The organism is Salinisphaera sp., assembly GCF_002729955.1.
In the GTDB taxonomy this organism is placed as follows: domain Bacteria; phylum Pseudomonadota; class Gammaproteobacteria; order Nevskiales; family Salinisphaeraceae; genus Salinisphaera.
Genome location: NZ_PBYA01000048.1, coordinates 38888 through 57067, shown reverse-complemented (window position 1 = coordinate 57067; position 18180 = coordinate 38888). Strand labels below are relative to the sequence as shown.

Genomic DNA, 18180 nt, shown 5'->3' with positions numbered 1-18180 from the left:
GTCCCCATCGTCTAGAGGCCTAGGACACTGCCCTTTCACGGCAGCGACAGGGGTTCGAATCCCCTTGGGGACGCCATTACGGCAGGAAAGCCGCCCACCGCAAGGTCGGGCGGCTTTTTTTATGCCCGCGATTTTCGCGCAGGCCCGAGCGCACAGTCGGCCCGATTTCGAGCGGGTAATTCGGCAAGCAGGCGGTACGCCGCTTCACACGCCGTTCGTCCCGCCTACGCCGGACACGGCACAGGCGATCGGTAATCGGCTGAAAAACGTCGACAAGTACGTCGGCGCAGGTTTGCACACGGCCCGGCACCCTGGACGTATGCGACTTATTGCCACCGTCTGGCTAATCGACACCTGCGCTGCGGCCACGCTAAGTTGGTTTCGTTCACCCACGCCGACGCGCTGTAGCCATGGACTATTCCCGCCCGAGTCAGATCGACGAGCCCGCCTATCGCGGTGTGCTGGAAACCTATCGCTGCGACGAGGCGGCGCAGGTCAATCGGCTGATCGAGATCGCTCGGCTTTCGCCGCATAGCAGCCGGCGCGTTGAAGCCGAAGCCGGCAAGCTCGTCGAGGCCGTGCGCAAGAAGAATGCCCACGGCAGCGGCATCGACGCCTTCATGCACGAATACGAGTTGTCGAGCCAGGAAGGCGTGGTGCTGATGTGCCTGGCCGAAGCCCTGCTGCGTATTCCCGATGCCACGACGGTTGATCGACTGATCGACGACAAGATCGGCGGTTCGAACTGGGAATCGCATCTCGGCGAGTCCAAGTCCTGGTTCGTGAATGCCTCCACCTGGGGCCTGATGCTCACCGGTCGGATTCTGCGCTACGAGGATTCGCCCCAGCGCAACTTCCGCAGCGTGCTGCAACGGCTGGTCAAACGCAGCGGCGAGCCGTTCATCCGCCAGGCGGTCAGCCAGGCGATGCGCATCATGGGCCGGCAATTCGTGATGGGGCGCACCATCGAAGAAGCCATCGACAATGCCCGGTCGCTGGAAAAACGCGGCTATAGCTATTCCTACGACATGCTGGGAGAGGCCGCGCGTACCGATCGCGACGCCCAGCGCTATTTCGACGACTACTGGCATGCCATCGAAGAATGCGGCAAGGCCAGCCGCGGCCTCGGCCCGGAAAAATCGCCCGGTGTGTCGGTCAAGCTGTCCGCCCTGCACGCCCGCTACGAACTCAGCCACCGGGTACGAGTGCATAGAGAGCTGCTGCCGCGTCTGCTCAAACTCGCGCGCCTGGCCGCGAAGCACAACATCAACATGACCATCGACGCGGAAGAAGCCGCGCGCCTGGATCTGTCGCTGGAGCTGTTCGCCTGCGTGTCGCAGGAACCCGATCTCGCCAACTGGCAGGGCCTCGGCCTGGCGGTACAGGCCTATCAGAAGCGCGCGCTCGATGTGATCGACTGGCTCGCCGATCTGGGCCGCCGCCATAACCGCCGCATCATGATCCGGCTGGTGAAGGGCGCCTACTGGGATACCGAGATCAAACGAGCCCAGGAGGCCGGCATCGACGGCTATCCGGTGTTCACCCGCAAGATGAATACGGACGTATCGTTCCTGGCCTGTGCAAACCACATTCTGGAGGCCTCGGACGTTTTCTACGGCCAGTTCGCCACCCACAATGCGCATACCCTGGCCTATATCCGTCAGGCGGTCGGCGAGCGTACCGACTTCGAGTTCCAGCGCCTGCACGGCATGGGCGAGGATCTCTACGAGGAGATAGTCGAAAAAGGCGAACGCCCTGCGGCCTGTCGTATCTATGCGCCGGTCGGCGCGCACGAGGATCTGCTCGCCTACCTGGTACGCCGCCTGCTTGAAAACGGCGCCAACAGCTCCTTCGTCAATCGCCTCGTGGACGAAAGCGAGCCAGTGGAAGATATCGTGGCCGACCCGGTCTTCGCGGCCGAAAAACAGCAGCAGGCGCGGCATCCGCGTATTCCCCTGCCCCACGACCTCTACGGCGAACGGCGCCCGAACGCGAAAGGCGTGGATCTGTCCGATGTACGCGAGCTGGACGCCCTCGCCCAGGGCATGCGCGAGGCCGATGCCCAAACCTGGCGGGCCGCGCCGCTGATCGGCGACACGCGCATCGACTTCGATAATCGCAGCGCAATCGCAGTGAAATCCCCGGCGGATAACGACATCAGCGTGGGCGACGTGGTGTGGGCGAACGATGAGGATATCGAAGCCGCGCTGGCCGGCGCGGCGGCCGCGGCGGATCGCTGGAGCGCGACCCCCGGTCGCGAACGCGCGGCCGTGCTGCGCCGCTATGCCGATCTGCTGGAAAGCCATATGGCCGAGCTGATCGCCCTGTGTGCACGCGAGGCCGGCAAGAATATCGGCGACGGCGTGGCCGAGGTGCGCGAGGCGGTGGATTTCTGTCGCTACTATGCCTGCCAGGTGGAAGACGAGTTCGACGGCGAAACCCTGCTGCCCGGGCCGACCGGCGAGCGCAATACCTATCGGCTCGTCGGCCGCGGCGTGTTCGTGTGCATCTGCCCGTGGAATTTTCCGTTGGCCATCTTTACCGGCCAGGTCGCCGCAGCGCTGGCAGCGGGCAATGCCGTGATTGCCAAGCCGGCAGAACAGACCTGCTTGATCGGCCATCGTGCGATCCAGCTCATGCACGAGGCCGGCGTACCGCGGGACGTACTCTACTTCCTCCCGGGCGACGGCCCGTCGGTCGGCGCAAAGCTGGTCGCCGATCCCCGCATTGCCGGCATCGCCTTCACCGGATCATTTGCAACCGCCAAGGCGATCAACCGAACCCTGGCCGAGCGCAAGGGCCCGCTCATTCCCATGATCGCCGAAACCGGCGGCCAGAACGCGATGATCGTGGATTCGTCGGCGCTGATCGAACAGGTGGTGGCCGACGTCATCCGCTCCGGCTTTCAGAGCGCCGGCCAGCGTTGCTCGGCGCTGCGCGTGCTCTATGTCCAGACCGATATCGCCGAGACCCTGCTCACCATGCTCTCCGGTGCGATGGCGGAACTCTCGATCGGCGATCCCTGGAAGCTCTCCACGGACGTTACGCCGGTAATCGACGCCGATGCGCGGGCTGGCCTGGCCGACTATGTCGACAAGGCGAAGGAGAAGCTGGACACGATCCATGCCTGCAAGCTCCCCGAAGGCAATGGCACCTACTTCGCCCCCCGCGCCGTCGAGCTCAACAGCATCGACGATCTTGGTGAGGAACAGTTCGGCCCGATCGTGCACGTGATTCGTTACGAGGCGAAGGATATCGACAACGTCGTCGATCAGATCAACGGGCTCGGCTATGGCCTGACCTTCGGCATTCATAGCCGCATCGATACCACGGTCGAGCGCGTGGTGCGCCGTATCAAGGTGGGCAACGCCTACGTCAATCGCAACATGATCGGCGCGGTCGTGGGCGTGCATCCGTTCGGCGGTGAAGGCCTGTCGGGCACGGGCCCGAAAGCCGGCGGCCCGCATTATCTACACCGCTTCGCGACCGAACGTGCGATCAGCCGCGATACCACGGCAGCCGGCGGCAATGCCTCTCTCATGTCGCTGGAAGAAGACGAGCCGGCCGACAATGTTCTGGTCACACCCGAACCGCAGCGCTACGCCTAGCCAGCCGGCCCGCCGGCGCAGCCACGCACGCGGCGCCCCAGAGCGGCCGGCGTATGGCCGCATATACGGTATAGACCGACATGCGCCGACACGAGCGCTCGCAGAGATTCGGGGCGTCCGCGGCCGCTGGAAGCCCCTTCGCCCGCCCTGCCCGCCGATCGCCCTACACCGCGCGGCGTGACATAAAAAAACCGGGCCTGCCGGCCCGGCTTTTCGTTTCAGTGGCTCTGGACGGGCCTTGCCCGGTCAGTTCGTCTCGATCGCGCGGTATTCGCCGCTGGTTTGCGTTGCCAGGCTCACGCCATAGATGGCGAGCCAGGCCACGATGAATCCGGGAATGATTTCATACACGCCCGGCCCGCCCAGAAAACTATTGTTGAAGCCGAGTAAGATCCAGGCCAGCACGGTTGCCGCACCGGCAACGAGGCCGGCCACCGCCCCGGTGCCCGACATGCGCGGCCAGGTCAGCGACAGGATGATCAACGGCCCGAACGCCGCCCCGAAGCCGGCCCAGGCGTTACTGACCAGCCCCAGCACCTGCGATTCGGGATCGCGGGCGATGAACGCTGCGACCAGACCCACGATCAGCACGCTGATGCGGCCAATAGTCACGCTTTCGCCCTCACCGGCTTCGCGCCGCAGAAACAGGCGATAGAAATCCTCGGTGAGCGAGGACGAGGCCACCAGCAGCTGGCTCGATATGGTGCTCATGATCGCGGCCAGCAACGCCGCAAAGAGAAAACCGGTCACCAAGGGGTGGAACAGCAGATCCGCCAGAACGATGAAGATCGTTTCCTTGTCCTCGACGTTCAGGCCGTTGCGTTCGGCATAGGCACGACCGAATACGCCCACACAGATCGCGCCGATCAGGGAAATACCCATCCAGGTCATGCCGATATTGCGTGCCTTGGGGACCTCACCGACGGTACGAATGGCCATGAAGCGCACGACGATATGCGGCTGGCCGAAATAACCCAAGCCCCAGGTCACCGCCGATAGAAAGCCGACGATCGTCAGCCCATTGCCCAGGGACAGGAAGTTAGGATCCACGCCGGCCAGCGTCTCGGAGGCCTGCGAGAAACCGCCGCCACCGCTGCCGAACAACACGACCGCAGGCATGATGATCAGCGCGAGCATCATGATCACACCCTGGCAGAAATCAGTGAGGCTCACGGCCAGAAAGCCGCCGACCACGGTGTAGGCCAGCACCACCGCCAGCGTGCCCCAGACCCCGACCTGGTAGTCGCTGAGCGAGGCCAGCGTGACCACGTCGCCAAACGCGCTCTGTACGAGTTTGCCGCCGGCGACCAGACCGGAGGCGGTATAGACCGCGAAGAAGATCACGATGATCACCGCGGACACCGTGCGTAACGCCATCGCGCGGGAGGGAAAGCGTTTGGACAGGAACTGGGGAATCGTGAGGCTATTGTCGTAGCGTTCGGTCTGCTCGCGCAGGCGCGGCGCGACAATCATCCAGTTCGCGAATGCCCCCACGAACAGGCCGATGCCGATCCAGGCCTCGACCAGGCCGGAGGCGTAGAGCGCGCCGGGCAGCCCCAGCAGCAGCCAGCCGCTCATGTCCGAAGCGCCCGCCGACAGTGCGGCAACCGCCGGGCTGAGATTGCGCCCGCCCAGCATGTATTCCTCGGACGATGCCGTGGACTTGCGCCACGCGTAGAAGCCGATACCCAGCATCAGGCAGAAATACAGGATCAGACTGATCCATACACCAATCGCCATCACGTCCCCCAGATAAAATGGCTTTCCCCTGTAACAACCCTTTCACATCCAACCCGGGGTGGGAAGGTCGACTTAGGTCGAGCCTTGCGCCTATTCGATACGAACCGGGGCCATGTAGCCCCGGAGAAACACGCTGAGGCTCGCTTGAGACAGCCTAGCCGATCTGGCCCCGTCTCCTGCCAGCCCGACGCGAGCTCGGCATGCCCGGCGTCGCTGATTCAGCTGATAGGCATTAAAAAAGGCGGACCGTTAGCCGGCCCGCCTTGATTGGCTGCACAAACGTCAGCTACGGATTATTCAGCGTCCGCCTGTTCCTCATAGGCTGTGACGATTTCGGTGCCCGTATACGTGAAGCCGAACACACCGTAGTAGGTTTCGTCGTTGGCTTGATCGTAGTACTCGTCGAACGAGCTCTGGCAATAGCCGTCGCTGTCGCGCACGATGACCTGGGCGTAGTAGCGCTGGCCGGGGGTCAACGCGGTTGTCGGTACGACCGTCGTGCCTTGAATACCGTTGCGGCTGAACACGACGTTGGTATTCAGCATTGGCATGGCGTCGTCTTCACTGGTACAGGCGTCGCGCGTGCCGTTAAGCAGCGGGCTGGTCGCCAGGCGCACGTCATAGCTCAGCGCGTTGTTCTGGATGTCGTAGGACTCGTCCCAGCGCAAAACCACGTTGCCGTTTTGCAGCGAAGCCGCGGTATAGACCGGCATCGGACGATCCAGCGTGCTGTCGAACTCTTCGCGCGCGGTGGCGATCGTGCCGGGCAGCCGCTCGATCTCTTCCCGGATTTGCGGTTCCGCGCTTCGACCATCGTTTACGGTCGGCAGACCATCCAGGTCCGGGCCCGCGCGGTTGACCAAAATACCGACTATGTCGTCGATTGGATAACTATCGATCAACGTCTCTACGTTTGCCGGGGCAAGCGCGCCTGCCTGAAGCGCGTCCAGCTTCGCCTGTAGCGCCGGGATGCCACCGTTACGCACGTACCGGCTGACCAACGGCATGGCCCACCAGTTGGCAATGCCCTGCGTCCAGCGCGGGCGCTGCGGGAAATCCAGCTGCTCGGCCGGCTGGCCGAAGAAATCCCAGGCGCCGTCGTAGTCCCACGGGGTGAAATAGAAGTTGTCGATCTGGCTCGGGCGATACAGATAGAAATTCTGCGAATTCGTATCGTCGTTGGACAACAGGATGTTGATGCCCAGCCAGGTACGGAAATTGTCGGCCTGGAAGTACTGTTTGAGCACGTTATCGAACGGCACGTCGTCATCGTTGAGCGCATTGAGCATGGCGATGAGGGTTTCGGTGCTTTCATCGTCGCCCTTGGATTCCAGCACGGTTTCGAACGCGTCGGAGTCGACATCTTCTGTGAGTTCGGGGGTGTCCTCGAGCGACTGGAAGGAGAACTGCTCGGTCTTGAATATGTTGGACTGCTCCTCCTGGCCGTGATTATCCGCCCAGTCGTCGTCCATATACTCGATATTGGTGAACAGGCCACCGTCCTGGTAGTCCGCGTCCGTTTCTTCCTTCACGAAGACATGCACGAACTGCGTGCGCAGACTCGGAAAATTCTCGATCTGTTTGAATAGATCGAAGGACAGCTTGTTGCGTATCCGGCTCAGATCGAAGGGATGCTTGTTGAGCTGGAGCCGTTCCATGCCGAACCAGTCGCCGTCTTCGAATTCGACCTTGTAGGATTTCTGTCGCGCTTGCCGGCTGGATGCACCGCGTACCTCGATCTCGTCCGACCTGAAGGTCAGATCGTCGCCCGCTGCCAGGCTGCCGATGCGCACCGTGCCCTTTAGCTCGGGATCGAACGCATCGCTGCCATCGTCATCATCATCGAGATCGTCGAGAGTACAGCCGGCGTAGTTCTCTTCGTCCTCGGGCGTGGTCGGGTCATCGCCGCGACAGATATCGCCTACGGGCGGATCGATCTCGACGTAGATATTGATGATCCCGCTGTCGTCCGGGCTCTGGTAGATCGCGGCTGTTGCCGGATCCTGCATCACGCCATCCGCGCTCAAGCCGCGAACGCTGGCAAAATCCGGATCCGGCACCGTCGTTCCACCGCCGGCGTTACCCCCGCCACCATTACTACCGCCGCCATCGTCGGAGCCCGAGCCGTCGCCGCCGCTGCCGCAGGCGCTCAAGCTTGCGACCACCGCGGCCGTTATTAACGATCGGGCATGTGCCCGGCTCAGCAAACGTTCCAGCATTTCGTTCCCCCAAGGGTTGTAATCAGCACCGCGCCACCGCCTTCTATATCACGGCGTGCATGACGCGAATAGTGTTCTGCTAGGCCCTGTCGTGCGCCAGCGTTTCGATCATCTGCATGCTCCGCTCGAGTGCACCGGAGCGCTCGTGGACCAGCTGTCGCCCCGCTCGGCCGGCCGCCGCGGCGAGGTCGGGGTCGGCAAGCCATTCATCCAGTGTCGCAACCAGCGCAGCGGGCGTATCGCAGACGCAGGCCGCCTCGACCGCGACCAGCGCGTCGACGATGTCCTGCCATTCGCGCACGTACGGTCCCACGCAGAACGCACGTGCAAGAGCGGCGGCTTCGAGTACGTTGTGCCCCTCGATACCGGGCACCAGACTACCACCGACCAGCACCACGTTGGCCGCGGCATAGAACAGCGGCACTTCGCCCAGCGTATCGGCAAGCACTACACCGGTATCGTCGCCGACCAACTGGCCGGTACTGCGGCGGGCAAAAACGATGCCGCGCGCTTCGAGCAATTCGGCCACCGCATCGAAACGCTGCGGGTGACGCGGTGCGATGACGAGCAGCAGTTCGGGATGACGGGCACGCAGCTCGGCCCAGGCATCGAGTACCCGGGCCTCTTCGCCTTCATGCGTGCTGGCCGCGACCCAGATGGGCCGATCAGGGGCCTGCCAGTCGTCGCGCAGCGCCGTGGCAAGGGATTCGTCGGCGCCGGCTGGAATATTGTCGTATTTGAGATTGCCGACTGCATGGACCCGCTCGGCCGACGCGCCGAGGGCAACGAAGCGCTCTGCATGGGCCTGGCTGGCCGCACCGATAGCGGCCAGCGAAGCGAGCATGCGGGCGATGGTATGGCGCCATAGCGGGTTTTGATAACGTGCAGCCGAACGTTGCGACACGCTCGCGTTGACCAGCGCGATGGGCACTTCGTATCGATCGGCGGCAGCCAGCAGATGCGGCCACAGCTCGGTTTCGGCGATCACGCCCAGGCCGGGACGCGCGCGGCGCATGAATCGGCGTGTTGCACCCAGGGTGTCGAGCGGCACGTACCGGCAGTAGACATCGTCCGCGAAGGTCCGCTCGATACGTTCCCGCCCGGTGGGCGTCATGGTGGTCACCAGAATGGCGCGATCCGGGTATGCCTGCTCGAGCCGGCGAATCAGCGGCGTAACCAGGATCGCTTCGCCCACCGATGCGGCATGAATCCAGATCGCGCGGGCAGGTACGTCGCCAATCCAGCCCAGGCGTTCCTTCCAGTACCGGCGATAGGCCGGCTCACGCCGGCCGCGCCAGTAGAAATAAGCCAGCACGAAAGGCAGCGCTGCCCAGGTGGCCAGGCGATAGATGCCGCGCACGATCAGATCGGCCATGCGCGCCGCGAACGCGCCTCTAGCCGGGCGTTTTTTCACCGCGGCGCAGCCGCATCGCCATGCATGCGCTCGATGATCGACGTGGTCGAGTAGCCATCGACGAACTCGAGTACTCGCACCTCGCCGCCGGCATCACGTACGCATTGACCGCCGGCGATCTGCTCGGGCGTGTAATCCCCGCCCTTGACCAGCACATCCGGCAGGATGCGGCAGATCAGGCGTTCCGGGGTATCCTCGGAAAACGCCACAACCCAGTCCACGGCACTCAGCCCGCGCAACACCTGCATGCGATGGTCGAGATCGTTGAGCGGCCGCGAAGGGCCCTTGAGGCGGCGAACGGACGCATCGTCGTTGACGGCGACCACCAGATAGTCGCCCAACGCGCGGGCCGCTTCGAGATAGGCGATATGGCCCGGGTGCAGCAAATCGAAACAGCCGTTGGTCATCACCACGCGTTCGCCCCGCGTGCGACGCTCGGCCACGATGGCCGCCAGCGCCTCTTCGTCGACCAGCCCGCGGGGGCCATTGCGCTGACCGTGGGCCGCCTGCTTGAGTTCGCCGGGCGTGACCGTCGCCGTACCCAGTTTGGCGACGACGATACCCGCGCCAAGATTGGCGATGGCCGCGGCATCGGCCAGCGCCAGCCTGGCGCCAAGCCCGGCCGCCAGCAGCGCGATAACGGTATCGCCCGCGCCGGTCACATCGAAGACCTCCTGGGCCTGGGCAGGCAGATGCAGATTCCCGGCGTGCGCGAACAGGCTCATGCCTTTTTCGCTGCGTGTGACCAGTAGCGCATCGATATCCAGCCGCGTGCGCAGCGCCGCTGCTTCGCGTGTGAGCGATGCCTCGTCGCCTACCGGCCCCACCACCGCCTCGAACTCGTGCAGATTGGGGGTGATCAGGTGCGCGCCCGCATAGCGCTGCCAGTCGGCGCCCTTGGGGTCGACAAGCACCGGAATATGCCGCTCGCCCGCGATGGCAATGATCGCATCCACATCGGCGAGGGTGCCCTTGCCGTAATCGGAGCACACCACGACATCAACATGATCGAGCGCTGCACGATAGCGCTCGATCAGGCGCTCGCGCTCGAAGGCGCCGTCCAGGGCAAACGACTTCTCGAAATCCAGGCGAATGAGCTGCTGGTTGCGGCTCATCACGCGCAGCTTGGCGATCGTGGGGTGGCTGTCGCTGGCGATCAGGTCGGCGACCACGCCCGCGTCTTCGAGCATTGCGCGGGTGGCTTCGCCCGGTTCGTCCTGACCGATGACGCCCAGCAGGCGGGTCTGTGCGCCCACACGTGCAAGGTTGAGCGCAACGTTGGCCGCACCGCCCAGACGGCGCTCCTCGTCGGCGATACGTACCACCGGCACCGGCGCTTCCGGCGAAATACGGCCCGTGTCGCCGTACCAGTAGCGGTCGAGCATGATGTCACCCACCACCAGGACGCGCGCGTTTTCGAACGAAGGAACCGTGAGCATGCTTTCACCGGGCGAACAATTCGCGCATCATACAAACCCTGCTGCGTGCTGTGTAGCGCGCAATCCGCGACCTGATACGCGTTCGTGCCTATGACTGCCGACCGACCGCAGGGGCTTTATTCGCATGGCTAGCCCCGCCCCGTCGAAAGATTCCGATACGCCCACGCTCAACAGCCCACGCCACTGGCCAAGCTGGGTGCTGATGGGGCTGGGCTGGCTGCTCGCGCGTCTGCCTTACCGCCTGCAGATGTGGCTGGGCAAACGCTTCGGCGATCTGGCCTACCACGTCATTCGCGAGCGCCGCCGGGTGGCCGAGGTGAATCTGCGTCTGTGCTTTCCGGAACTCGATGCCGAGGCACGTCAGCGTCTTCTGCGCGCGCATTTTCAATCCGTGGGCATGGGGGCGATCGAAACAGCGCTGTGCTGGTGGGGGCCGACCGACAAGATCGAATCGCTGGCCCATATCGAAGGCCAGGAAAACCTCGAAGCGGCCTGCGCGCGAGGACGCGGCATCATTCTGCTGTCCGCGCATTTCACCTCGCTGGAACTGGGTGTTCGCATGGCCAAGCGCCCGCTGCGCGAACTCGGATATATCACCACGGCAATGTACAAGGCACCGCACGATCCGGTGGTCGACCACGTCATGCGCACCCGCCGCGAGGCGCATATCGGCGGATCGAGCATTCGCGATGACGACGTCAAGGGCCTGCTCAAAGCCCTGCGCCGCAAGGACGCCGTCTGGTATGCCGCCGACCAGAAACCGCCGAAGCGTCTGGGCACGGTGGTGGATTTCTTCGGCCAGCCGGCACGCACCCATATCGCGCTCAGCCGTCTGGCGAAGATGAGCAAGGCCAGCGTCGTGCCGTTCTTCACCCTGCGCTGCGAGGACGGCAGCGGCTACCGGCTCATCATACTGCCGGCAATCGAAGACCAGCTGGGCGGCGACGAAAACGAAGACGCCCGCACCATCAACCAGATGATCGAATCGGTCGCCCGTCAGGCGCCCGAGCAGTATTTCTGGCTGCACCAGCGCTTCAAGCGCTCCGGCTACAACCCCTACAAGGCCGACGCCGAGACATAGCCGCCGCGCAGCGCGCTCCAGTCGGCGTCGAGGAAGTTGAAGGCGAGCGACGCATCGCGGAATTTCGCCAGCGAGCGATGAAAACGCTCCAGGTTGGCCTGGCGCCATTTCCCGGGCGTGCGCAGCCGCGCCTTGTCGAAATCGATCAGGTAGAAATCGTCTTGCGCGTCGATGAGGACGTTGCGCGCGTTCAGGTCGGCATGCCACAGGCCGACACGATGAAAACGCGCGAGCACGGCGCCCAGATTCTGCCAGGCGGTCGACGGCACGGCCTGGCGGGCCAGCCGCTCGGCAAGCGGCTCGGCGTCGAGGATACGCCGGGTGATCACATCACCACGATAGGAGCCCAGCCCCGGCACCACCCGCGCCGCAATCGGCGTCGGTACGGGCAGGTCGCGCGCCTGCAGGTCAGCGAGCAGCCGCAGTTCCCGTACCGGGCGTGCGCGTTCGACGCCGGTGTAGAGAAAACGGTCGTGGTTGATGCGTGCGAGCGCGCCGCCGCGGCGATTGTGGCGCAACACCCATTCGTGGCCGCCCATGCCCTGCAGAAAATAGGCCGCGCCGCGCCCCTGGGCTTCGCCCAGCAGCCCGTTGCGTTCACGCCACCAGGCCGGATCAAAACAGTGGCCATCCACATGGTCCAGAACGGCATCGTTCCACACCATGTGTTCGCCACTGTCGCCACGTTTGATCTGCAGCGTCATATCCGACCCGCGGCGCCGATCAGCGGCGCCCGTTTTATACGAACGTCAGCCAGTCGGCGTGATCGTCGCGCTTGCCGGTCACCTGATCGAAATAGCGCGACTGCATCGCCTCGGTGATCGGGCCACGCTTACCCTCGCCAATCGGCCGATCGTCGAGTTCGCGCATGGGCGTGACTTCGGCCGCGGTCCCGGTGAGAAACGCTTCATCGGCGATATAGACCTCGTCGCGGGTGATGGTCTTTTCCCGATAGGGAATGCCCATTTCCTCGGCGTAAGTCAGGATCGTGCGCCGGGTGATACCGTCGAGCGCGCTGGTGAGATCCGGCGTATAGAGCACGCCGTCGCGCACGATGAACAGATTCTCGCCGCTGCCTTCCGAGACGAAGCCGTTGCAGTCCAGCAACAGGGCTTCGTCGTAGCCGGCCTTGTTGGCTTCGGTGACCGCGAGCATGGAGTTGAAGTACGGGCCGTTCGCCTTGGCCTTGGTCATCGCGGAATTGACGTGATGACGCGAGAAGGAAGACGTCTTCACGCGAATACCGCGGGTCATGTTCTCTTCGCCCAGATAGCTGCCCCAGGTCCATGCGGCGATGGCCACATGGCTGGTCAGGTCGTGGGCGTGCAGACCCATGGCCTCCGAACCATAGAAAATCACCGGCCGGATATAGGCCGACTCGAGCTTGTTCTCGCGCACCACTTCGATCTGTGCGGCGTTCAGCTCGTCTTCGGTGTACGGCATGGGCATGCCGAGAATCTTGGCCGAGCGGCACAGCCGGCGGGTATGGTCGGCCAGCCGGAAAATCGCCGTACCGCGATCGGTGTTGTAGGCGCGTACGCCCTCGAACGCACCCATGCCGTAATGCAGGGTATGGGTGAGTACGTGGACCTTGGCATCGCGCCAGTCGACGAGTTCGCCGTCGAACCAGATCAGGCCATCGCGGTCGGCCATCGAAGTCATGCGCTTTTCTCCTGTTACGCGTGCAACTGCGCTGCCGTGCGAGCACGGCGAAGCCGACTATTTGACCACACCGGCGCCCATGCAGGCCAGCCGCTTGGCTGCATGGGCCAGCTAGTCGGTGGCGTCGGGCTGTCGGTCGGCCTGGCCGCGTGCGGCCAGCCAGTCGAGATAGCGGGACACGCCCTCGGCCACGGTAGCGAAGGCGGGCCCGTAGCCGGCTGCCCGGAGCGCATCAACGCTCGCCTGGGTGAAGCTCTGATACCGCCCGACCAGCGATTGCGGAAATTCGATATAACGTTTTTCGCCGCGGCCGTACCAGGCGATCACCGCGTCGGCCACGTCGTTGAAGGTCTGACTGCGACCGGTGCCACAGTTGAAGATGCCGGATACGCCGGAGTCCAGCAGCCAGAGATTGACGTCCACACAGTCGCCGACATAGACAAAATCCCGGCGCTGCTCGCCGTCGTCGTAGCCTTCCGAGCCCTCGAACAGCCGGCATTCACCCTCGGCTTCGATCTGGCGCGAGAAATGCCAGGCCACGCTCGCCATCTTGCCCTTGTGCTGTTCGCGCGGGCCGTAGACGTTGAAGTAACGCAGCCCCGCCACCTGCGAGCCGGTGGTGGCCGATTGGGCACGCACGTACTGGTCGAAGGCGAACTTCGAAAACGCATACATATTGAGCGGGCGCTCGGCATCGCGCTGTTCGACGAAGTCCGGCCCCATGCCATAGACCGAAGCCGACGAGGCATAAATGAACGGAATGGAGCGCGCCACGCACCAGTCGTGCAGGCTTTTCGAGTAGCGGTAGTTACGCGCCATCACGTAGCGGCCATCCCACTCGGTGGTGTCCGAACAGGCCCCCTGGTGAAACACCGCGCGAATCTCACCGAGGTCCTCGCCGGCTTCAACCCGGGCGAGCAGGTCGTCGTATTCGAGGTAGTCGCTGAAATCCAGGTCGGCGAGGTTCAGGCATTTCTGGCCGTCCGACATATCGTCGACGATGAGGATATCGCGCTCGCCACGGGCGTTGAGCCCGGCCACGATATTGCTGCCGATAAAGCCGGCGGCTCCGGTGACGATGATCATTGCGCTTGAAACTCCAGATGGTTTTGTGTGCCGCACGCCTCGAGGAAGTGCTCAAGCCGTCTTCGCGAAAAGCCCGCGGCCGCCGAAGTCACCCTAGCCGACCCGGGCATAGACTTCGAGATAGCGTTCGGCCATTTGATCCGGCGTATAACGCTCGGAGAGCACGCGTCCCCGGCGGCCGAGCTCGTCGGCCAATACGCGTTCGTCATACACACGGCATAACGCATCGAAAAGCGCCTGCTCATCGGCCGGTGCCACCAGCAGGCCGTTGTCTTCGTGACCGACTATCTCCGGCACGCCGTCGACCGCACTCGCGACGATTGGCAAACCGAAATACATGGCATCCAGGCAGGCGCCGCCGATGCCTTCATGCAGGGAGGGCAACACAAAGGCGTCTGCCGCGTCGAGATAGTCGCCGACGTTTTCCACGAAGCCTTCAAACACCACATTCGGCAAATCCGCGGCCAGGGCCTCGAGCGCAGCGCGATCCGCGCCTTCACCGAGCAGTACGAACACCATATCGGGCCGGGCCGACGCCAAACGTCGGGCCACTGCGATGAGATGACGCTGACCTTTTTGTGAGTGCACGAGTGCAGCGACATTGACGACGAGAAAACGCCCGGCCCACCGCTCGCGAATAGCGTCTCGACGCCCGCGATCCACCTTGAAGGCGCCCAGCGCGCTGTGTATTACGACCGGCTCCAGCCGTGGCATATAAGCGTGCATATCGCGTGCGACCGAGCCGGCTACCGCCACCACGGCTGCGGCACGACGATAAACCGTTCGCGTCCAGATGTTGCGGCTCGGCTGTTTGCTGATTCGGCGAGTGACGATATACGGCGCCCCCACGAGCAGCGACGCCGCCGCAGCGAACTTGGCCCCGTGGCCGTCATGGGCGTGTAACAGATAGCCGCGCGCGTGCCTGGCATGCAACGCGAACGGCTTGTCGATCTCGACGATCGTGAGCCCTGGGGTACCACGCAGCCGCTCGACGAGCGGCTGGCCGCGACGCACGATCAGGCGTTGGACGACGCCGCGGGCCGCTAGCGCTTTGATCAGCAATTCGGTCTGGCGCTCGCCGCCACGATAACCGCGGGCAAGGTTGATATGACACAGCGCACGCTTCAGCGTCACCGACTTGCCGGCCGGTTTGCCCGCACTTTCCTGGCGTACGATTTCAGAAGACATCGAAGTGACACGCGCTGGTATCGATTCGAAAACGCGGCAACACCTTGCCAGCGAGGTGCTGGCCAAGCGCGCTGGTATTAAGTGCCCTACCGAGACCGTCGAGCAGGTAATGCCACTCGGACGTAAACAAAAAGCGTTCGCTGGTTTTGTGTAGTCGCCGTAACGCGTCGGCAAAGCGGCGCGCCGCCAGGCTATATCTATTGGTATGGCGCAGATCGTTGTCGATCCATATCAGGCGATTTTCGCGGTCGCTCAAAATGTTTTCAAAGTGGAAATCCTTGAGGTGATAGCCCGCGGCATACACCCGGCCAAGACCCGTCGCCACGCCGGCGAGCAGACCATGGCGTCGCGGCTCGGACAGATCTTCCCGAAAGACAAACCGTAACGGCCGACTCGGTGGAAACTCGTCCATGAATAATATCGACTCGTGGCGAGCCCACGGCATGAGCGTATAGCCGAAGCCACGCATGGTCGGCGTACGCAACCCAAGACGAACCAGAACATCGGCGGCGGCGATCTCACGTGCCGCCTGACAATAGCGGTACTTGCGAAACGGGTCTCGCGGCACCGCCTGGACGATCGACAGTTTGCTGACCAACGCGAGCCGGTCGGGGTGCAGGCATACACGCGTATGCTCGCCGCGATAGATTTCCTGCGCCTGCGAGAAATCGGGCACGGGTTCATCAAACGACATCATCCAGGTGTCGCCCGGCTCGACCAGCGCACGCTCGAGATGAAACCTCATCAGCCACGCTCCGCCGCGCGCCCGAGGCGACTGGGCCAAAAGCATATTCCAGACGCTTTCAGACTCATTGATGCGTGCTTTCCCCACGACTGTAAGCTGCCAGTGCAGCATAGGTCTTTGTTTTCTGTCGTCGCCACTGGCGCAGTGTCTTGAGGCGCGCGAGCAGTGGCATTCGCATCTGCCGTTTAAATGCGGGCCCCAGACGCCGCGCGCCCAGGCCATCGATGAACACCAGATGCATATCATCAGCTTGGCGTACCATGAGATTGGTACTACGCAGATCCGACACCACTACCGCGTGCGTCAGCGCCCAGTGGCGAAGCTCTGCCAGCATTGCGTATGCGTTATGGAGTGTCAGCCGTTGCGAGAGTAACGCGTCACGTAACGTGAGTGCGAAGGTACCGTCACTATTACGCACACGTTCGACGACCAGCGCAGCCCCGCGCTGCGTTTGTATCCAGCCCGTGCAGCGTGCAGCGTGTCTGAACGGCACGCCCCTGGCTTCGAGCCACTGACCATAGCGCCACTCCACTTCGTTCTGTTCGTGGCAGGCCGCGGAATTCGCATCACGCGCCACCTTCAGACACAAGCCGTCATCGTGCGGGTGCGTATAACAGTCACGCTTGGAGCCTCGGCCGATCAGCGTGAGCGCTGACAGGTCGCACTGGGAAGCACTCAAGGCCCGTGCATCCACAAACAGCAATTCGCGGCGAAGCTAAAGCTCGGCAAAACGCGATTTGGTGCGCGCCAAATCATTACTACTGCAAGCCGGCATAGAAAGCCAGCAGATTCGAACGCATGCGATCGATGGTGTAGGGCGCGGCGGCCTGTTCGCAGGCGCTGCGGGCAGCCGCCCTGGCCGCTTCATCGCGATTGTGTATCGCCGTCATCGCCCCGGCAAAGCCATCGACATCGAGCGCGTCGTGCAGGCTGCCTTTCTCCGGGGCGTCCACAAGCGCCAGCGCCGCGCCGGTGCGCGTCGACGCGATAACCGGCAATCCGGCGGCCATCGCCTCGAGGATCACCAGGCCGAACGCTTCGTAGAGCGCTGGGTGTACCAGCGCATCGGCAGCCCATAGATACGGCCGCACATCGGACTGCGCCTGCATGAAATGGACCCGCGTCGGAATACCCAAACGTTCCGCCAGGTGCCGGTAGCCGGCAAGGCGGCTATCACGCCCCACCACGATCAGATGCGCGCTTTCGGTGGCCTTCGCGAGCGCGCGAATCGCCGTGGCGAGCCCCTTGCGTTCGAAGCCGGACCCCACGTAGGTAAATACCGGGGCGTTCTGCGCGATACCGAGTTCGCGACGCAACTCTCGGCCCTGGTTTGCCCGTGCGTCGCTGCGCTCAAAGTGCTCAAGATCAATGCCGTAGTCGATGACGTGCAGGGTGGCGCGGCAATCCGGATAATGACGTTCAATATCGGCCTTGACCATTTCGGAGTTACAGATAACCGCCTGTAACCGATCGCTGGCATACATCCGTCGTTCCATGCGTTGCTTGAGGCGGTGATACGGCCCGACCTCTCGCAACCAGCCCCTCACTCCTCGATCGACGCGACGGCGCTGGCGAATCCATTCAGCATGCGCGCCCCCATCGGCACGAAATATATCGGCTTCCGGGATATGCACCTGGGCCTGAACCCAGTCCACCTGTATGCGTTTGAGTTCTTTACGCACCCCGCGCACGAATGCCAGCAGCCGCCAGGCGCGTCCGATCGAAAACGGATTGCACCGCACGAACTCGATGCCTTCCTCGGCCGGCCCGCCCCAATTGCGCGCAAGCACGACCCAGTCGACGTTGTCCTGCGCGAGCGCCTGGAAGGCATTGAGCGTAATGCGCTCGGTGCCGCCATCGCTGCGGAATCGGTTGAAGACCAAGCCTATGCGCATGAATTGAGATGATTGAGCAGATGCGGCGCACTATACCGGAGTGTGTCGGGCAATCCGACCGGCCTGGCATACAGGCGCCTTAACGCCGTTGCGTGGCGTCGTT

At 63.4% G+C, this 18180-nt stretch carries 13 protein-coding genes and 1 tRNA gene; 3 read left to right on the top strand and 11 right to left on the bottom strand.

Annotated features, from left to right (window positions below; translation table 11 throughout):
• Positions 1-76: transfer RNA gene (locus tag CMN27_RS12995), tRNA-Glu, on the top strand.
• A gap of 334 nt (positions 77-410) precedes the next feature.
• Entirely contained in the window at positions 411-3608 is a 3198-nt protein-coding gene (putA, locus tag CMN27_RS12990) for a bifunctional proline dehydrogenase/L-glutamate gamma-semialdehyde dehydrogenase PutA (protein ID WP_293627056.1), read from the top strand.
• 246 nt (positions 3609-3854) lie between these two features.
• Here putA and putP read toward each other — a convergent pair whose 3' ends face one another.
• From putP to hldE, 4 genes are all read right to left on the bottom strand, one after another.
• Positions 3855-5348, bottom strand: coding sequence for a sodium/proline symporter PutP (gene putP / locus CMN27_RS12985; RefSeq protein WP_293627055.1), 1494 nt, complete (start codon positions 5346-5348; stop codon positions 3855-3857).
• A 293-nt stretch (positions 5349-5641) separates the two neighbouring features.
• A complete protein-coding gene (locus tag CMN27_RS12980) occupies positions 5642-7567 on the bottom strand; it encodes a CotH kinase family protein (protein ID WP_293627053.1) in 1926 nt (641 codons plus the stop codon).
• Between the two features lie 79 nt (positions 7568-7646).
• The gene (locus CMN27_RS12975; RefSeq protein ID WP_293627051.1) at positions 7647-8942 is read right to left on the bottom strand and encodes a 3-deoxy-D-manno-octulosonic acid transferase; all 1296 of its coding nucleotides are present in this window, start codon (positions 8940-8942) and stop codon (positions 7647-7649) included.
• 35 nt (positions 8943-8977) lie between these two features.
• Positions 8978-10420, bottom strand: a complete 1443-nt coding sequence (gene hldE / locus CMN27_RS12970; protein ID WP_293627049.1) for a bifunctional D-glycero-beta-D-manno-heptose-7-phosphate kinase/D-glycero-beta-D-manno-heptose 1-phosphate adenylyltransferase HldE — start codon at positions 10418-10420, stop codon at positions 8978-8980.
• Positions 10421-10544: 124 nt separating this feature from the next.
• On the opposite strand from hldE, the gene CMN27_RS12965 reads away from it, so the two are divergent.
• The gene (locus CMN27_RS12965; protein ID WP_293627047.1) at positions 10545-11501 is read left to right on the top strand and encodes a hypothetical protein; all 957 of its coding nucleotides are present in this window, start codon (positions 10545-10547) and stop codon (positions 11499-11501) included.
• Here CMN27_RS12965 and CMN27_RS12960 read toward each other — a convergent pair.
• The 7 genes from CMN27_RS12960 to CMN27_RS12930 form a co-directional block, all read right to left on the bottom strand.
• Complete coding sequence (locus CMN27_RS12960) at positions 11477-12205, bottom strand: 3-deoxy-D-manno-octulosonic acid kinase (protein WP_293627045.1); 729 nt, start codon at positions 12203-12205, stop codon at positions 11477-11479. The genes CMN27_RS12965 and CMN27_RS12960 overlap by 25 nt on opposite strands.
• A gap of 34 nt (positions 12206-12239) precedes the next feature.
• Positions 12240-13163, bottom strand: a complete 924-nt coding sequence (locus CMN27_RS12955; protein WP_293627043.1) for a branched-chain amino acid transaminase — start codon at positions 13161-13163, stop codon at positions 12240-12242.
• A 111-nt stretch (positions 13164-13274) separates the two neighbouring features.
• On the bottom strand, positions 13275-14249 hold the full coding sequence (rfaD, locus tag CMN27_RS12950; protein ID WP_293627041.1) for an ADP-glyceromanno-heptose 6-epimerase: 975 nt from the start codon (positions 14247-14249) through the stop codon (positions 13275-13277).
• A 93-nt stretch (positions 14250-14342) separates the two neighbouring features.
• On the bottom strand, positions 14343-15437 hold the full coding sequence (locus tag CMN27_RS12945; RefSeq protein WP_293627039.1) for a glycosyltransferase family 4 protein: 1095 nt from the start codon (positions 15435-15437) through the stop codon (positions 14343-14345).
• On the bottom strand, positions 15427-16293 hold the full coding sequence (locus tag CMN27_RS12940; protein ID WP_293627037.1) for a lipopolysaccharide kinase InaA family protein: 867 nt from the start codon (positions 16291-16293) through the stop codon (positions 15427-15429). Before CMN27_RS12940 ends, CMN27_RS12945 begins: the two co-directional genes overlap by 11 nt.
• Positions 16247-16861, bottom strand: coding sequence for a YrbL family protein (locus CMN27_RS12935; protein WP_293627035.1), 615 nt, complete (start codon positions 16859-16861; stop codon positions 16247-16249). The genes CMN27_RS12940 and CMN27_RS12935 overlap by 47 nt, the downstream gene beginning before the upstream one ends.
• A 79-nt stretch (positions 16862-16940) precedes the next feature.
• Positions 16941-18077, bottom strand: a complete 1137-nt coding sequence (locus tag CMN27_RS12930) for a glycosyltransferase family 4 protein (RefSeq protein ID WP_293627033.1) — start codon at positions 18075-18077, stop codon at positions 16941-16943.
• Positions 18078-18180: the final 103 nt, after the last annotated feature.

Bases quoted from the DNA above. Each gene is read 5' to 3' on its own strand.
- putA (WP_293627056.1), top strand. From the start codon at position 411: ATGGACTATTCCCGCCCGAGTCAGATCGACGAGCCCGCCTATCGCGGT.
- putP (WP_293627055.1), bottom strand. From the start codon at position 5,348: ATGGCGATTGGTGTATGGATCAGTCTGATCCTGTATTTCTGCCTGATG.
- CMN27_RS12980 (WP_293627053.1), bottom strand. From the start codon at position 7,567: ATGCTGGAACGTTTGCTGAGCCGGGCACATGCCCGATCGTTAATAACG.
- CMN27_RS12975 (WP_293627051.1), bottom strand. From the start codon at position 8,942: ATGGCCGATCTGATCGTGCGCGGCATCTATCGCCTGGCCACCTGGGCA.
- hldE (WP_293627049.1), bottom strand. From the start codon at position 10,420: ATGCTCACGGTTCCTTCGTTCGAAAACGCGCGCGTCCTGGTGGTGGGT.
- CMN27_RS12965 (WP_293627047.1), top strand. From the start codon at position 10,545: ATGGCTAGCCCCGCCCCGTCGAAAGATTCCGATACGCCCACGCTCAAC.
- CMN27_RS12960 (WP_293627045.1), bottom strand. From the start codon at position 12,205: ATGACGCTGCAGATCAAACGTGGCGACAGTGGCGAACACATGGTGTGG.
- CMN27_RS12955 (WP_293627043.1), bottom strand. From the start codon at position 13,163: ATGACTTCGATGGCCGACCGCGATGGCCTGATCTGGTTCGACGGCGAA.
- rfaD (WP_293627041.1), bottom strand. From the start codon at position 14,249: ATGATCATCGTCACCGGAGCCGCCGGCTTTATCGGCAGCAATATCGTG.
- CMN27_RS12945 (WP_293627039.1), bottom strand. From the start codon at position 15,437: ATGTCTTCTGAAATCGTACGCCAGGAAAGTGCGGGCAAACCGGCCGGC.
- CMN27_RS12940 (WP_293627037.1), bottom strand. From the start codon at position 16,293: ATGCTGCACTGGCAGCTTACAGTCGTGGGGAAAGCACGCATCAATGAG.
- CMN27_RS12930 (WP_293627033.1), bottom strand. From the start codon at position 18,077: ATGCGCATAGGCTTGGTCTTCAACCGATTCCGCAGCGATGGCGGCACC.